The sequence below is a fragment of the Micromonospora sp. H33 genome (assembly GCF_052068455.1).
In the GTDB taxonomy this organism is placed as follows: Bacteria; Actinomycetota; Actinomycetes; order Mycobacteriales; family Micromonosporaceae; genus Micromonospora.
This window is the reverse complement of sequence record NZ_JBQHDE010000004.1, coordinates 248,069-261,678: the sequence shown is the minus strand read 5'-3', so window position 1 is coordinate 261,678 and position 13,610 is coordinate 248,069. Positions and strand designations below refer to the sequence as shown.

The 13,610-nt window shown below is 71.2% G+C and carries 18 protein-coding genes; 12 read left to right on the top strand and 6 right to left on the bottom strand.

Features of this window, described 5'->3' with window-relative positions; all coding sequences use genetic code 11:
* Window positions 1-268: 268 nt before the first annotated feature.
* Window positions 269-769 (top strand): transcriptional regulator NrdR, encoded by a 501-nt coding sequence (gene nrdR, locus ACTMS0_RS13055; RefSeq protein ID WP_441155407.1) that lies wholly within the window; start codon window positions 269-271, stop codon window positions 767-769.
* 58 nt (window positions 770-827) lie between these two features.
* Window positions 828-3,701 carry a vitamin B12-dependent ribonucleotide reductase gene (locus ACTMS0_RS13050; protein ID WP_441155406.1) on the top strand — a complete coding sequence of 958 codons (2,874 nt, stop codon included), beginning with the start codon at window positions 828-830 and terminating at the stop codon, window positions 3,699-3,701.
* A 208-nt stretch (window positions 3,702-3,909) separates the two neighbouring features.
* On the opposite strand, the gene ACTMS0_RS13045 is transcribed toward ACTMS0_RS13050, so the two are convergent.
* Window positions 3,910-4,095 (bottom strand): DUF397 domain-containing protein, encoded by a 186-nt coding sequence (locus ACTMS0_RS13045; RefSeq protein ID WP_441155405.1) that lies wholly within the window; start codon window positions 4,093-4,095, stop codon window positions 3,910-3,912.
* 10 nt (window positions 4,096-4,105) lie between these two features.
* Window positions 4,106-4,966, bottom strand: a complete 861-nt coding sequence (locus tag ACTMS0_RS13040) for a DUF5753 domain-containing protein (RefSeq protein WP_441155404.1) — start codon at window positions 4,964-4,966, stop codon at window positions 4,106-4,108.
* Window positions 4,967-5,091: 125 nt separating this feature from the next.
* Here ACTMS0_RS13040 and ACTMS0_RS13035 point away from each other — a divergent pair, with 125 nt between their 5' ends.
* Genes ACTMS0_RS13035 through ACTMS0_RS13015 form a run of 5 tightly spaced genes read left to right on the top strand, consistent with a single transcriptional unit; the run spans window position 5,092 to window position 6,625 of the window.
* A complete protein-coding gene (locus ACTMS0_RS13035; protein WP_441155403.1) occupies window positions 5,092-5,280 on the top strand; it encodes a hypothetical protein in 189 nt (62 codons plus the stop codon).
* Entirely contained in the window at window positions 5,277-5,456 is a 180-nt protein-coding gene (locus ACTMS0_RS13030) for a hypothetical protein (RefSeq protein ID WP_441155402.1), read from the top strand. Before ACTMS0_RS13035 ends, ACTMS0_RS13030 begins: the two co-directional genes overlap by 4 nt.
* Complete coding sequence (locus ACTMS0_RS13025; RefSeq protein ID WP_441155401.1) at window positions 5,453-5,671, top strand: hypothetical protein; 219 nt, start codon at window positions 5,453-5,455, stop codon at window positions 5,669-5,671. The genes ACTMS0_RS13030 and ACTMS0_RS13025 overlap by 4 nt, the downstream gene beginning before the upstream one ends.
* A complete protein-coding gene (locus ACTMS0_RS13020) occupies window positions 5,668-5,853 on the top strand; it encodes a hypothetical protein (protein ID WP_441155400.1) in 186 nt (61 codons plus the stop codon). Before ACTMS0_RS13025 ends, ACTMS0_RS13020 begins: the two co-directional genes overlap by 4 nt.
* A gap of 55 nt (window positions 5,854-5,908) precedes the next feature.
* Window positions 5,909-6,625, top strand: a complete 717-nt coding sequence (locus ACTMS0_RS13015) for a nucleotidyltransferase domain-containing protein (RefSeq protein ID WP_441155399.1) — start codon at window positions 5,909-5,911, stop codon at window positions 6,623-6,625.
* A gap of 48 nt (window positions 6,626-6,673) precedes the next feature.
* Here ACTMS0_RS13015 and ACTMS0_RS13010 read toward each other — a convergent pair whose 3' ends face one another.
* The gene (locus tag ACTMS0_RS13010; RefSeq protein ID WP_441155398.1) at window positions 6,674-7,099 is read right to left on the bottom strand and encodes a winged helix-turn-helix transcriptional regulator; all 426 of its coding nucleotides are present in this window, start codon (window positions 7,097-7,099) and stop codon (window positions 6,674-6,676) included.
* A 91-nt stretch (window positions 7,100-7,190) separates the two neighbouring features.
* On the opposite strand from ACTMS0_RS13010, the gene ACTMS0_RS13005 reads away from it, so the two are divergent.
* Window positions 7,191-7,862, top strand: coding sequence for an NADPH-dependent F420 reductase (locus ACTMS0_RS13005; RefSeq protein ID WP_441155397.1), 672 nt, complete (start codon window positions 7,191-7,193; stop codon window positions 7,860-7,862).
* A gap of 77 nt (window positions 7,863-7,939) precedes the next feature.
* Here the strand turns inward: ACTMS0_RS13005 and ACTMS0_RS13000 are convergent, their stop codons facing one another.
* Together ACTMS0_RS13000 and ACTMS0_RS12995 are read right to left on the bottom strand one after the other, a co-directional pair.
* The gene (locus ACTMS0_RS13000) at window positions 7,940-8,260 is read right to left on the bottom strand and encodes a TraR/DksA family transcriptional regulator (protein ID WP_441155396.1); all 321 of its coding nucleotides are present in this window, start codon (window positions 8,258-8,260) and stop codon (window positions 7,940-7,942) included.
* A gap of 337 nt (window positions 8,261-8,597) precedes the next feature.
* Window positions 8,598-9,164 carry a dihydrofolate reductase family protein gene (locus tag ACTMS0_RS12995; RefSeq protein ID WP_441155395.1) on the bottom strand — a complete coding sequence of 189 codons (567 nt, stop codon included), beginning with the start codon at window positions 9,162-9,164 and terminating at the stop codon, window positions 8,598-8,600.
* Window positions 9,165-9,281: 117 nt separating this feature from the next.
* Here ACTMS0_RS12995 and ACTMS0_RS12990 point away from each other — a divergent pair, with 117 nt between their 5' ends.
* Both ACTMS0_RS12990 and ACTMS0_RS12985 read left to right on the top strand, forming a co-directional pair.
* Window positions 9,282-10,271, top strand: coding sequence for an asparaginase (locus ACTMS0_RS12990; protein WP_441155394.1), 990 nt, complete (start codon window positions 9,282-9,284; stop codon window positions 10,269-10,271).
* Window positions 10,272-10,293: 22 nt separating this feature from the next.
* A complete protein-coding gene (locus ACTMS0_RS12985) occupies window positions 10,294-10,536 on the top strand; it encodes a DUF5522 domain-containing protein (RefSeq protein WP_441155393.1) in 243 nt (80 codons plus the stop codon).
* A 131-nt stretch (window positions 10,537-10,667) separates the two neighbouring features.
* Here the strand turns inward: ACTMS0_RS12985 and ACTMS0_RS12980 are convergent, their stop codons facing one another.
* Entirely contained in the window at window positions 10,668-11,354 is a 687-nt protein-coding gene (locus ACTMS0_RS12980; protein WP_441155392.1) for a metal-dependent transcriptional regulator, read from the bottom strand.
* Window positions 11,355-11,448: 94 nt separating this feature from the next.
* Here ACTMS0_RS12980 and ACTMS0_RS12975 point away from each other — a divergent pair, with 94 nt between their 5' ends.
* The gene (locus tag ACTMS0_RS12975; protein ID WP_441155391.1) at window positions 11,449-12,321 is read left to right on the top strand and encodes a sulfurtransferase; all 873 of its coding nucleotides are present in this window, start codon (window positions 11,449-11,451) and stop codon (window positions 12,319-12,321) included.
* A gap of 92 nt (window positions 12,322-12,413) precedes the next feature.
* On the top strand, window positions 12,414-13,598 hold the full coding sequence (locus ACTMS0_RS12970; RefSeq protein ID WP_441155390.1) for an acetoin utilization protein AcuC: 1,185 nt from the start codon (window positions 12,414-12,416) through the stop codon (window positions 13,596-13,598).
* Window positions 13,599-13,610 lie beyond the last annotated feature (12 nt).

Sequence of the window (13,610 nt, the reverse complement as noted above, 5' to 3'; positions counted from 1 at the left end):
TCGGGGCGGCGGGGAAGAGGGGCCGGCGCCGGACGCGGGTGACGCGCCGGACACGCCGGCCAACTTGACCTCACATCGTCGGCGGCATACGGTCAACCCCTAGATGTAGTAGTCACACGGGCGTAAGTTGCCTATAGGTTGGGTTCGACTACCGAACGCACTTCCGTAGCGCCAGCACGGCGAAGACCGTCGGACGACGGCTCCGCCGTGGCGACGCGTGTCCGGAGGGCGGCCGGTGCGGCCCGTGATCGATGAAGGAGGTCGGGCGATGCGGTGTCCGTACTGCCGGCACCCCGACTCCCGGGTCGTCGACTCGCGGGAGGCCGACGACGGCCAGTTGATCCGCCGGCGGCGATCCTGCCCGGAGTGCGGCAAGCGGTTCACCACGGTGGAGGAGGCCGTCCTCGCGGTGGTCAAGCGCAGCGGGGTCACCGAACCGTTCAGCCGTACGAAGATCATCGGCGGGGTGCGCAAGGCGTGCCAGGGCCGGCCGGTCGACGACGACTCGATCGCGCTGCTCGCGCAGAAGGTCGAGGAGACGGTCCGGGCCAAGGGGGCCGCCGAGATCCCGAGCCATGAGGTGGGGCTGGCCATCCTGGGTCCCCTGCGGGACCTGGACGAGGTCGCCTACCTGCGGTTCGCCAGCGTCTACCGGTCGTTCGAGTCGCTCGCCGACTTCGAACGGGAGATCGAGACGCTGCGGGCCGCCGCGCTGGCCCGCGAGGGCGCCGCGGCCGACGCGGTCGAGGCCGCGGGCCGTACCAGTTGATTTTGTGCAGTTTGCGACAGACGGACCGCGCGGGGCGCGCGGACGAGGGGCCGATGAGATGCCGGGGGACGGTGTGACGACGAGCAGGTCACGGAACAAGGCGGGGGCGGGGCTGAAGGTCGAGCGGGTCTGGACCACGGAGGGGGTCCACCCGTACGACGAGGTCACCTGGGAGCGCCGGGACGTCGTGATGACGAACTGGCGGGACGGCTCGATCAACTTCGAGCAGCGCGGCGTGGAGTTCCCGGAAGCGTGGAGCGTCAACGCGGCCAACATCGTGACCACCAAGTACTTCCGGGGCGCGGTGGGCACCCCGGAGCGGGAGTGGTCGCTCAGGCAGCTGATCGACCGGGTGGTCAGCACCTACCGCACCGCCGGTGAGGAGTACGGCTACTTCGCCACCCCGGCCGACGCCGAGGTCTTCGCCCACGAGCTGACCTGGATGCTGCTGCACCAGGTGTTCAGCTTCAACTCGCCGGTGTGGTTCAACGTGGGCACGCCCTCGCCGCAGCAGGTCAGCGCGTGCTTCATCCTCGCCGTCGACGACTCGATGGACTCCATCCTGGACTGGTACAAGGAGGAGGGGCTCATCTTCAAGGGCGGCTCCGGCTCCGGCGTCAACCTGTCCCGGATCCGCTCGTCCAAGGAGCTGCTCTCCTCCGGCGGCACCGCCTCCGGCCCGGTCAGCTTCATGCGCGGCGCCGACGCCTCCGCCGGCACCATCAAGTCCGGCGGCGCCACCCGGCGGGCGGCCAAGATGGTCATCCTCGACGTGGACCACCCGGACATCGAGGAGTTCGTGGTCACCAAGGCGCGCGAGGAGGACAAGATCCGCGCGCTGCGCGACGCCGGCTTCGACATGGACCTGGGCGGCGCCGACATCGTCAGCGTGCAGTACCAGAACGCCAACAACTCGGTCCGGGTCTCCGACGAGTTCATGGCGGCGGTCGAGAACGGCGGCACCTTCGACCTGCGCGGCCGCCTCGACGGCGCGGTGATCGACACCATCGACGCCAGGAAGCTGTTCCGTACGATCTCGCAGGCGGCGTGGGAGTGCGCCGACCCGGGCCTCCAGTACGACGACACCATCAACGACTGGCACACCTGCCCGGAGACCGGGCGGATCACCGCGTCGAACCCGTGCTCGGAGTACCTGCACCTGGACAACTCCTCGTGCAACCTGGCCTCGCTCAACCTGATGAAGTTCCTCCGCGCCGACGGCGACTTCGAGGTGGCGAAGTTCGTCAAGTCGGTCGAGCTGGTCATCACCGCGATGGACATCTCGATCTGCTTCGCCGACTTCCCGACCGAGAAGATCGGCGAGACCACCCGCGCCTACCGGCAGCTGGGCATCGGGTACGCGAACCTCGGCGCGCTGCTGATGGCCTCCGGCCTGCCGTACGACTCGGAGCAGGGCCGTAGCGTCGCCGCGGCGATCACCTCGCTGATGACCGGCACCGCGTACCGCCGCTCCGCCGAGCTGGCCGGCATCGTCGGCGCGTACGACGGCTACGCCCGCAACGCCGAGCCGCACAAGCGGGTCATGCGCAAGCACGCCGCCGCCAACGACGAGATCAAGCCGTCCGGCACCGTGGCCACCGCCGTCCAGCGGGAGGCCACCAAGCAGTGGACCCTCGGCAACAAGATCGGCGACAGGAACGGCTGGCGGAACTCGCAGGCCAGCGTGCTGGCTCCCACCGGCACCATCGGCCTGATGATGGACTGCGACACCACCGGTGTCGAGCCGGACCTGGCGCTGGTCAAGTTCAAGAAGCTGGTCGGCGGCGGCTCGATGCAGATCGTCAACCAGACCGTCCCGCGCGCCCTGCGCAGCCTCGGCTACCCCGAGGAGCAGGTCGAGGCGATCGTCGAGCACATCGCCGACCACGGCCACGTGGTGGACGCCCCCGGCCTCAAGCCGGAGCACTACCCGGTCTTCGACTGCGCGATGGGCGAGCGGTCCATCGCCCCGATGGGCCACGTGCGGATGATGGCGGCCGTCCAGCCGTTCATCTCCGGCGCCATCTCCAAGACGGTCAACATGCCGGAGCAGGCCACCGTCGAGGACGTCGAGAAGATCTACTTCGAGGGCTGGAAGCTCGGCCTCAAGGCGCTGGCGATCTACCGGGACAACTGCAAGGTCGGCCAGCCGCTGTCGGCGGCGAAGAAGAAGGTCGCCGAGCCGGAGACCCCTGCCGCCGTCGCGCCGGTCGTGGAGAAGGTCGTCGAGTACCGCCCGGTGCGCAAGCGGCTGCCGAAGAAGCGCCCCTCCGAGACGATCTCCTTCTCGGTCGGTGGCGCCGAGGGCTACCTCACCGCGTCGTCCTACCCGGACGACGGCCTCGGCGAGGTCTTCCTCAAGATGTCGAAGCAGGGCTCGACCCTGGCCGGCGTGATGGACGCCTTCTCGGTGGCCATCTCCATCGGTCTCCAGTACGGCGTCCCGCTGGAGACGTTCGTCAGCAAGTTCACGAACATGCGCTTCGAGCCGGCCGGCATGACCGACGACCCGGACGTGCGCATGGCCGCCTCGGTGATGGACTACATCTTCCGTCGCCTGGCGCTGGACTTCCTGCCGTACGAGCGCCGCGCGGAGCTGGGCATCTTCACCGCCAAGGAGCGGGCCGCCCAGCTCCAGGCCGAGGCGGAGGCGGAGGCGAGCGGTGCGGACCTCACCGCGATGGCCGCCTCCGCCCCGGTCGAGGCTCCCGTCGAGCCGAAGACCGGCCCGGTCGCCCAGCCGGCGCAGGAGGTCGCGGACGTCGCCGCCGCCAAGCCGGCGCCGTCGGTGGGTTCCAGCACCGAACTGCTGGAGGCCGTCATCGGCAAGGCCGCCGACGCGCCGCTCTGCTTCACCTGCGGTACGAAGATGCGCCCGGCCGGTAGCTGCTACGTCTGCGAGGGCTGCGGCTCCACCAGCGGCTGCAGCTGACATACCGACACGCGGCCCGGGTGGCGTACCCGGGCCGCGCGTCCCGCATGATCGACACAACATGCAGGAAATCGGGGTATCCCAGGCATTCGGATACCCCGGTTCCCTGTATCTCGAGTGGATTTCGGTCCGACAACGATGAGGCCCTGCCCGGAACGTCCCGGGCAGGGCCTCATCGTGTCTCGCTCAGATCGCACCGGAGTGTCGCCTAGTGCTTCAGCCGGGCCAGGAACGCAATCCACGCCTGGCCCTCGAAGCGAAGGGCCGGGCCCAACTTGTCCTTGCTGTCTCGAACGAGGACACCCCTGTTGATTGCCGCGACCTCGACGCAGGCGCCGCCGTTGTTGTCGCTGTAGCTCGACTTGCGCCAGACCGGGCGATCCGAGGTCTCCATGATCACTCTCTCAGGTCTGTTGCCGCTCCATGTCGTTCGCCATCCGGAGGATGAGCTTGCGCGACTCTACCGGCCCGAGAGCGGCGGCCCGGAGTCGGTCCCACAGCCGAGTGTAGGCCCGTACCGCGTCGGGCCGGTCAAGGTAGTCGGCGTCGGTGAAGGTCTCCACGTAGATCACGTCGGACGCGGCGTCTTCGCCGAACCGCAGGATGATGAAGTTGAAGGACGCAGTCTCGTAGGTCTGCGCGTCGAACGGGAAGACCTGGAGTGAGACGTTCGGTTGCTCTGCGACGTCGGCCAAGTGCAGCAGCTGGCTTCGCATGGTTGCTGCGTCGCCGATGCTTCGGCGGAGTGCCGACTCACTGAGGATAAAGCTCAAGTCGGGCCCGCTCTGCTCTCGCAGGATCGCCTGCCGTTCCAGACGAACGGCAACTTGCTGGTCGACGTCGCTAGCCGTCGGGCGTGGATGGGCGGTCGCGTTCATGGCGCGGATGTATGGCTCGATCTGGAGGATGCCGGGGACAACCTCCGGCTGGTACCAACGGATCTCGGATGCGTCTCCCTCAAGGTCCAGGTACTGCCGGAACCAGTCCGGGACCGCGTTGCGGTACGTGCTCCAACGACCCCGTTGTCTGCCGGCTCGCGCGAGTTCGCGGAGTGTCTCCGCCTCTTCGCCGGTTACGTCGTAAAGGTCGAGCAGCAGGTTCAGGTCGGTCAGCTTGATCCCTGACTGGCCGAGTTCCAGTCGACTGATCTTGCTGGCTGCGGCGTCGATGACAGCGGCAGCGTCGTCCTGAGTCTTGCCAGCCTCCTCGCGTGCGCGCTTCAGCGCCAGTCCGAGGCGTCGCCGCTGGATCGTCGGGTTGACCATCGGCCGATTATGGCCCGCCCAACGCGTAGATCCCGCGACACGCCGTAGCAAGGGTTCCCAAAATAGGAGTCCAACTTTAACCTGGATGAACTTCCAAAATAGGAGTCCAAACAGGCGGTGGTGGTGTGAGGCGCTCGGTGTCGTACGACGACTACCTGCTCGCCGTGGCGCTGACGCTGGCCCGACGGCACCGTCCGGTGTGGTCGTGGGGGCGCTGGCGACGCATCTGCCGGTGTGGCGCGGAGCTGCCCTGTCACGCCCGGCACCGCATCCCGATCCGTCGCGGCCACTGGCCGGGGGAGGAGGCTTCGTGACCGAGCACCAGGTCAGCCAGATCCTGGCGGTACACCTGCCCGGTGTCGACGGGCTGTGTGTCGGGTGCCGGCGGTGGTGGGCGCGGCTGTCTCCGTACCCCTGCTATCAGGCGGAATGGGCGTGTCGCTGGGATGCCCGCGTTACCACCTGGCGCTTCCTGGGCGGCCGCTCGTGACCACCCACGGGCCCGTCCTTCCGGTGTGGACCTGCGGTGGCTGCAACGGACCGTGGCCCTGCGCGACCAGGCGCAAGGAGTTGCGCGCGGAGTTCGAGGGTGCGCCGGTCTCGCTGGCGCTCTACATGGGGTCCTACCTGGTGTCTGCGGCCGAGGACCTCACCTGGGTGCCGGCAGGGCTGCTGCATCGGCGCTTCCTGGGTTGGATCCGGTGAGCCTGATCCGGCCCGGTGACGAGCGGTTTCACTACAGCGACGGGTCGCACAAGTGGATCCCGCCGGACCCCGACTACGACCAGGCGGTCTGGGACGAAATGGTCCGGCAGCACAAGCAGCAGCACCTCGACGAGATCTCCCGACGGCGGAAGCCGCGCCAGTCGAGTGACGGCAGCGGGTGAAAGGTGCCCGGCCGCAAGGAAGCGGCGTGTGGAGGGCGGTTCGTAGACTTCCGGCATGGCGACCTCACCAGCCGTCGTTCGGGAGTTCGGCGGTGAGGTCGCGGCGCTCGGCTGGGTCACTGATCTTCTGGTCGCCGGGTCGTTGGCGACCGGCGACTACCTTCCCGGCATCAGCGATCTCGACCTGGTCGCGCTGGTGGACGGCCCGGTCGACGCGGTCCGGCAGGCCGAACTCGCCACCGTGCATCGTCGCCTCGACGAAGGAGCCGGCTCCGGCCTCCATCTGGGTTGCGTCTACGTGGACGTCGCGACGATTCCCGACGCGCGGCTGCGGCATCCGACCTGGACCCACGGGCAACTCGTCCACCGCATCCTGTCCGGGATCACGCGAGCGGAGCTGGTACGGCACGGGTACGCGATCTTCGGCCGCTCCCCACGCGACGTCTTTCCGCCGATGAGCGACGACGACATACGGGCGGCCGCCAGAGCTGAACTCACCGGCTACTGGGCCTGGGCCGCCCGCCGTCCGTGGCTGTGGCTGAACCCCGTCCTCGCGGACCTCGGTCTCACCTCGATGGCCCGGGGTCGCTACGCACTCCGCAACGGCGCGCTGCTCACCAAGAGCGAAGCCATCCGACTGGCCGACGCGCCCAACTGGTTGATCGACCAGGTGAGTGCCAGACGTCGAGGGGAGGCCGTCTCCTCGCCGCGGATGCGCACGGCCCTGATCGCGTGGCGCGACGCCCGGCGAACCGTTGCCCGCGAGCGATAGCTGAATGTGCCTCTCGCGTGAACGCGGCGAGCCGCAGTCGCTAGCAGGTCAGGCCGTGCGGAGTGCCCGGGAGCCCGTTGACGGGTGTTGTTCGCTTTCGTCCATGGCGCTGAGGACCGTGTCCGCGTGCGCGTTCGCCCACTCGCCGAGGGCGTAAATGGGCACGAGCAGGTCATGGCCGGCTGCGGTCAGCTCGTACTCCACCCGTGGCGGCGCCTCGGCGTACCGGTGGTGTCGCACCAGGCCGTAGCTCTCCATCCGCCGCAGCGTCTCGGTCAGGACCTTGTGGCTGATCCCACCGATGCGCTTGCGCAGGTCCCGTGGTCGAACGGGGCCGTCGCGCAGCGTGTAGACGACGACCGGCAGCCACGCGGTGGCGAACAGGTCGACCGCCAACCGCGCCGGGCAGTCAGCGGTGAACTCCCCGTAGGGCGGGAACGGCTCGGAAGGCCCGGTACCCCGTGCGAGCGTCATGCCTGCAGTCTGCCGTCTCCGTTACGCACCTGGGCGTGCGTATCGCCGTGTCTAGCGTGCTTCTTCAAGACCACGACACAGGGGAGATGATGTGCGGATCGGAGTGATCGGCGCCGGCCAGATGGCGACGGCGCTGGGATCGGGCTGGGCGAAGGCCGGACACGAGGTGCTCATCGGGGGGCGTTCGCCGCAGCGGGCGGCGGACGCGGCAGAGCGCATCGGGTCGGGAACTCGTCACGGGGACCTCCACCAGGCGGCACAGTTCGGCGAGGTCACGTTGGTGGCGGTGAGCGGCACCGCGGTGGTGGACGCGGTGCGGCGGGCCGGCGGCGAGGACGGCGCGCTCGCCGGTCGGCCGTTGATCGACTGCAGCAACGCTGTCGCTCCAACGGCGTTCACGGGTGCGGCACCCGGAGCGTTCGTGCTGGCCGAGGACGCAGTCGCCGAGCGGCTCGCCGGCGTCGCCGCCGGGGCTCACGTCGTCAAGGCGTTCAACGTGTGTGCCGCGGAGATCTGGGCGGGCGGTGACCGGAGGTACGAGGGACGCCCGCTCGGGGTGCCGCTGTGCGGTGACGATGCCGACGCGCTGCGGACGGTCGCCTCCCTCGTCGCCGATCTCGGCGGCGAGCCGGTACTCGCGGGTGGCCTCAACCGTGCCCGCTATCTGGAGGGTCTCGCCGTGTTCGCGATGGGCCTGTGGTTCGCCGGGTACGACGCCCGCGCCGTGCTGCCCCAGATCGGCAGCAGTTCGAGCGCGGGTTGATGCCGGCGGATCCGCTCGCTGGGAACGGGGGCTGCCGTGCCGGGCATGGGCACGGCGCGGCAGCCCTCCCCGCGATGTCAGCCGGCGTGCTTCTGCTGGCAGGGCACGCAGAAGCGGGCGTGCGGCAGGATCTCCAAGCGCTCGCGCGGGATCGACGCGGCGCACCGCTCGCAGATGCCGTACCGGCCCTCGGCGATGCGCCGCAACGCGTCGGTGATCTGGTCGAGGCTCTGCCGGGTGGCGGCGATCAGGGCGCTCTGCGTGTGCGCCCCACCCGGGTCGCCGGTGTCCGCGGTGAGCTGGGTCAACCTGGCGGTCTGCACCTCGAAGTCGTGGGTCAGTGCCGTGCGCAGCTTATCGAGCCAGTTCCGCTCGTCAGGTTGGACGTGGGTCGTCATGGGTGACTCCTCCAGAGAAAAGAAAAAGGGCCGAAGCGGTATCGCTTCGCCCTTGGCGGCCGGTCTGAATGTGGTGCTACCGGTCCACGGAGGGCCACGCCCGGTGGGGCTCGGCAGCGTGGTGGCCGCCGAGCCGGCCGGGGACGGCGCGGCGCTACGCACCACCCGGAGCGCGGTGTGCGGCGCCTGTCGGCCGGTGGCGGCCGAGGCCGGCGTCGGCAGGCAGGCAGCGGTGGACGGCGCCGTCACCGCGACGGCGTCGTCTGCCTGCCGGCTCGACGGACGCATCCGGACACCATAGGCCGGGGCGAGGGGGAAACCAACGGCCTTTCGCCGGTCAGCTCGGCGACCGCTCGTGGCAAAGGAGGACGACGCCGTTACCGAAGGTGCGGGTGCCGGCCAGCCGCAGCGGACGCCGTACGCCATCGGCGGGAAAGAGCGGCCGACCGGCGCCGAGGAGCACGGGGTGGACGTAGAGCCGGTACTCGTCGATGAGGTCGTGCCGGGCGAAGGTGGCGGCCAGGTCGGCCCCGCCGAGGGCCATGTCGCCGCCAGGCTCGGCCTTGAGCCGGCGAACCTCGTCCGGGTCGACCTCCCGGACGATCTCCGTGCCCCAGTCGGCCTTCTCCAGCGTCCGCGAATAGACGATCTTCGGCATGTCACGCCAGATGCCGGCGAACTCCCGCACCGGTTCGGTACTCGCCGGGTCCCGGTCGGCGGTCGGCCAGAAGGCGGCCATCAGCTCGTACGAGCGCCGGCCGTCAAGGAAGGCGCTCATCTCGCGCAGCTCGGCGTTGAAATGGCGGTGCAGCTCGTCGTCGACCAGGTGCCAACTCAGGTCACCGTCCGGCCCCTCGAAGAACCCGTCCAACGACACGCTCATCTGCACGACGATCTTCCGCATGACCCCAGCATCGCGCACCGGTACGACAGGACGGGTCAGCACGCCGGGGCGAGCGGCCAATATCCCGGGCGGTACGGTCTGCGGGCCGTCATCGGCGACGGCTGACGGGAGGTCCGCGTGTCCATCGCCCTGTTCACCCTCGGCGGCACCATCGCGATGGGCGGTGTGGGCCGGGACGGACCGGGGGTGGTCACCAGGCTGACCGGCGCGGACCTCACTGCGGCCGTACCCGGGTTAGCGGACCTCACCGTGCCGCTGGACGTCCGGGACGCCCTCGCGGTGCCCAGCGCGCATCTCACGTACCGCCACCTCCTCGACGTGGTCGACGCCGCGGCCCGGGCGGTGGCCGCCGGTGCGACCGGCGTGGTCGTCACCCAGGGCACGGACACGCTGGAGGAGTCCGCGTTCCTGGCCGACCTGGTCTGGCCGCACGCCGCACCCCTGGTCGTCACCGGCGCGATGCGCAACCCCACCCTGGCCGGGGCGGACGGGCCGGCGAACCTGCTCGCCGCGGCGCGGGTGGCGGCCGCGCCCGCCGCCCGCGACCTCGGGGTACTGGTCACCCTCAACGACGAGATCCACGCCGCCCGCTGGGTACGCAAGACGCACAGCACCAGCACCGCCACCTTCGCCTCCCCGAACGTCGGTCCGATCGGGCACGTGATCGAAGGGGAGGTGCGGGTGCTGGCCCGGCCCGAGCGGCGGGAGCCGCTGCCGCCGGTCGACCCCGCCCGGCTGGACGCTACCCGGATCGCCCTGCACACCGTGACCCTCGACGACGACGGCGGGGTGCTCGACGGCCTCGCCGACACCTCCCAGGGGCTGGTGGTCGCGGGCTTCGGTGTCGGGCACGTGCCGGGTGCGCTGGCTCCGGTACTCGGCGTGCTGGCTGAGCGGATCCCGGTGGTGCTCACCTCCCGGTCCGGGGCCGGGTCGGTGCTGCGGCACACCTACGGTGCGATCGGCTCGGAGACCGACCTGCAACGGCGCGGACTGCTGAACGGCGGGTTGCTCGACCCCTACAAGGCGAAGGTACTGCTCCGGCTGCTGCTCGCAGGAGGTGCCGACCGCGCCGCGATCGCCGCCGCCCTCGCCCGTCACGGCTGAGCGGCGTCTTTACACTGCCCCGGTGACCGGAGAGCGACGACCACTGGCGAACCGGCCGCTGACCGAACCGCACCCGTCCCGGCTCCCGCTCGACCACCCGGACCGCGACCGGATCCTGGCGTCGCACACCGCCGCCCTGGCCGCCGGGGAAGCGGGCTACCTGGATCCGGCGACGGGCCTCTTCGTCCTCACCGCCGGCTTCCTCGCCCGCCGCGGCACCTGCTGTGGCCGCGGCTGCCGCCACTGCCCGTACGTCGACGACTGAAGATCCAGAAACACGCCGATCTTGCACTTTCGGCCCCCGTTTTGCCCGCTTCTAGCGGGTATGCCCGGGCAGGAAGTGCAAGATCGGCGACGTGAGTGCGAGGCGTGGCGAGGGGGGCGGCAGGCCCGGCGTCAGCTCGCCGCGACGAAGACGCGGGACGCGACCTCGCGTGGGAGGCGGACCCGGTCGCCGGAGCGGTCGATCGACACCCCGTCCCGCTCCTGGGCCACGGTCACCGTCGCGCCCGGGTCGACGCCGGCGGCGTGGAGCTGCCGCAGCACGTCCGCGTTGGTCTGCACGCTCTCGCAGATCCGCCGGACCACGACCGGGCCGGACAGGCCGGGGAACGCCAGGTTGCGCTCACCCTCGACCGGCTCGGACTCGGCCGGCCCCGGCGAGCCCAGCTCCTCCAGGCCCGGGATCGGGTTGCCGTACGGGGAGCGGGTCGGGCGGTTCAGCAGGTCGTACACCCGCTTCTCCACCGCGTCGCTCATCACGTGCTCCCACCGGCAGGCCTCCTCGTGGGCCTCCTCGTAGGGCATCCCGATCACGTTGACCAGCAGCAGCTCGGCCAGCCGGTGCTTGCGCATCACGGACACCGCCGCGTTGCGGCCGGCCGGGGTGAGCGCCAGGTGCCGGTCGCCCTCGACGGTGAGCAGGCCGTCGCGCTCCATCCGGGCGACGGTCTGGCTGACGGTGGGGCCGCTCTGCCGCAGCCGTTCGGCGATGCGGGCACGCAGCGGCGGCACCCCCTCCTCCTCGAGCTCGAGGATGGTGCGCAGGTACATCTCGGTCGTGTCGACCAAATCATGCTTCACGTCAGCCCTCCGGTGATCGATGCTACCGCGCGTAACGCCGAACGGCCGACGCCGAGCCGCCTGGCAAATACCGGGATGGTGTTGACTGGACGCCATGTCCGGTACCGAGGATCTGCTGGTCGAGGCCGACCGGCTCGCCGTCGAACTCGACAGCGCCGACCCGCCCACCCTGCTCGACGTCCGCTGGCGCCTGACCGGCCCGCCCGGCCGTGACGACTACACCGCCGGCCACCTGCCCGGCGCGGTCTTCGTCGACCTGGACACCGACCTCTGCGGCCCGCCGGGGGCCGCCGGGCGGCACCCGCTGCCCGACCCCGCCGCGCTCCAGGCCGCGCTGCGGGCCGCCGGCGTCCGCTCCGGGCACCCCGTCGTCGTGTACGACGGCGGCGACGGCATGTCCGCCGCCCGTGCCTGGTGGACGCTGCGCTGGGTGGGCCACCGGAACGTACGTCTGCTGCACGGTGGCTGGCCCGCCTGGGTGGCAGCGGGCCTACCGACGTCCACCGAGGCGCCCACCCCGCCGGCCGGTGACATCGAGGTGCGCCCGGGCGCCCTGCCCGTGCTCGACGCCACCGAGGCCGCCCGGCTCGCCGCGGCCGACGACGGCGTCCTGGTCGACGTGCGGGCGGCGGCGCGCTACCGGGGCGAGACCGAGCCGATCGACCCGGTCGCCGGGCACGTGCCGGGCGCGGTGAACCTGCCCGCGCCGGAGTACGCCGCCGAGGGGCGGTTCCCGGCGGCCGACGTGCTGCGGGAACGGTTCGCCGCCGCCGGGGTGGTCGGCGACCGGCCGGTCGGCGCGTACTGCGGGTCGGGCGTCACCGCGGCGCAGGCGGTGCTCGCCCTGCACCTGGCGGGTCGGCCGGACGCCGCGCTGTACGTCGGATCGTGGAGCAACTGGGTCGCCGACCCGTCCCGCCCGGTGGCGGTGGGGGAGGAGCCGCGCGGGGCGGCGCCCGCGGCCTGAGGCGACCGGCGGCGAGACACCAGCGGCGAGACACCAGCGGCGTGAGCAGCACGTGCGCCGGCCGTCGCCGGTCCTCGTGCGACGATGGGAGCATGTCCGACGACGACACGGTGGTGGTGTGGGACGAGTCGATGCTCGCCTACGACATGGGTGACCATCCCCTCGACCCGGTCCGGGTGGAGCTGACCGTCGCGCTGGCCCGGGAGTTGGGGGTGCTGGAGCGGCCGGGGGTGCGCCTGGTCAAGCCGGAGCCGGCCGATGACGACGTGCTGACCCGGGTGCACGATCCCCGCTACGTGGAGGCCGTCCGCGTCGCCCCGCGCGATCCGCTCTTCGCCGGGTTCGGGCTGGGCACTTCGGACAACCCGGTCTTCGAGGGGATGCACGAGGCCAGCGCGCTGATCGCGGGCGCCACGGTGACCGCGGCCGAGGCGGTCTGGCGGGGCGACGCGCGGCGGGCGGTCAACGTGGCCGGCGGGCTGCACCACGCCATGCCCGCGCGGGCCTCCGGCTTCTGCGTCTACAACGACCCGGCGGTCGGCATCGCCCGCCTGCTCGACCTTGGCGCGCGCCGGGTCGCGTACGTCGATGTGGACGTCCACCACGGCGACGGGGTGCAGAAGACCTTCTGGGACGACCCCAGGGTGCTTACGGTGAGCCTGCACGAGACCCCGCTGGCCCTGTTCCCGGGCACCGGTTTCCCCGACGAGACCGGTGGTCCGGAGGCGCAGGGCACGGCGGTCAACGTGCCGCTGCCACCCGGCATCGACGACCCCGGCTGGCAGCGGGCGTTCCACGCGATCGTGCCGTCGGTGCTGCGCGCGTTCCAGCCGGAGATCCTGGTCACCCAGTGCGGCGCGGACGCGCACAAGCTCGACCCGCTCGCCGACCTGCACCTGTCCGTCGACGGGCAACGCGCCACGTACATCGCCCTGCGGGCGCTGGCCGACGAGCTGTGCGAGGGCCGGTGGGTCGCCACCGGCGGCGGCGGGTACGCGCTGGTCGAGGCCGTGCCCCGGGCGTGGACGCACCTGCTCGCGGTGGCCACCGGCGAGCCGCTCGACCCGGCCACGCTGACGCCGCCCGCGTGGCGGGAACTGGCCGCGGCCCGCTGTCCCGGTCGGCAGATCCCGCTGCGGATGACCGACGACGCCGACCCGTCGTACGAGCCGTGGCAGCCGTCCGGCGAGCCGAACTCGGTGGACCGCGCCATCGCCGCCGCCCGCCGGACGGCGTTCCCGCTGCTGGGGCTCGACCCGCACGACCCGCGCGACTAGAGGGCCTGTGGA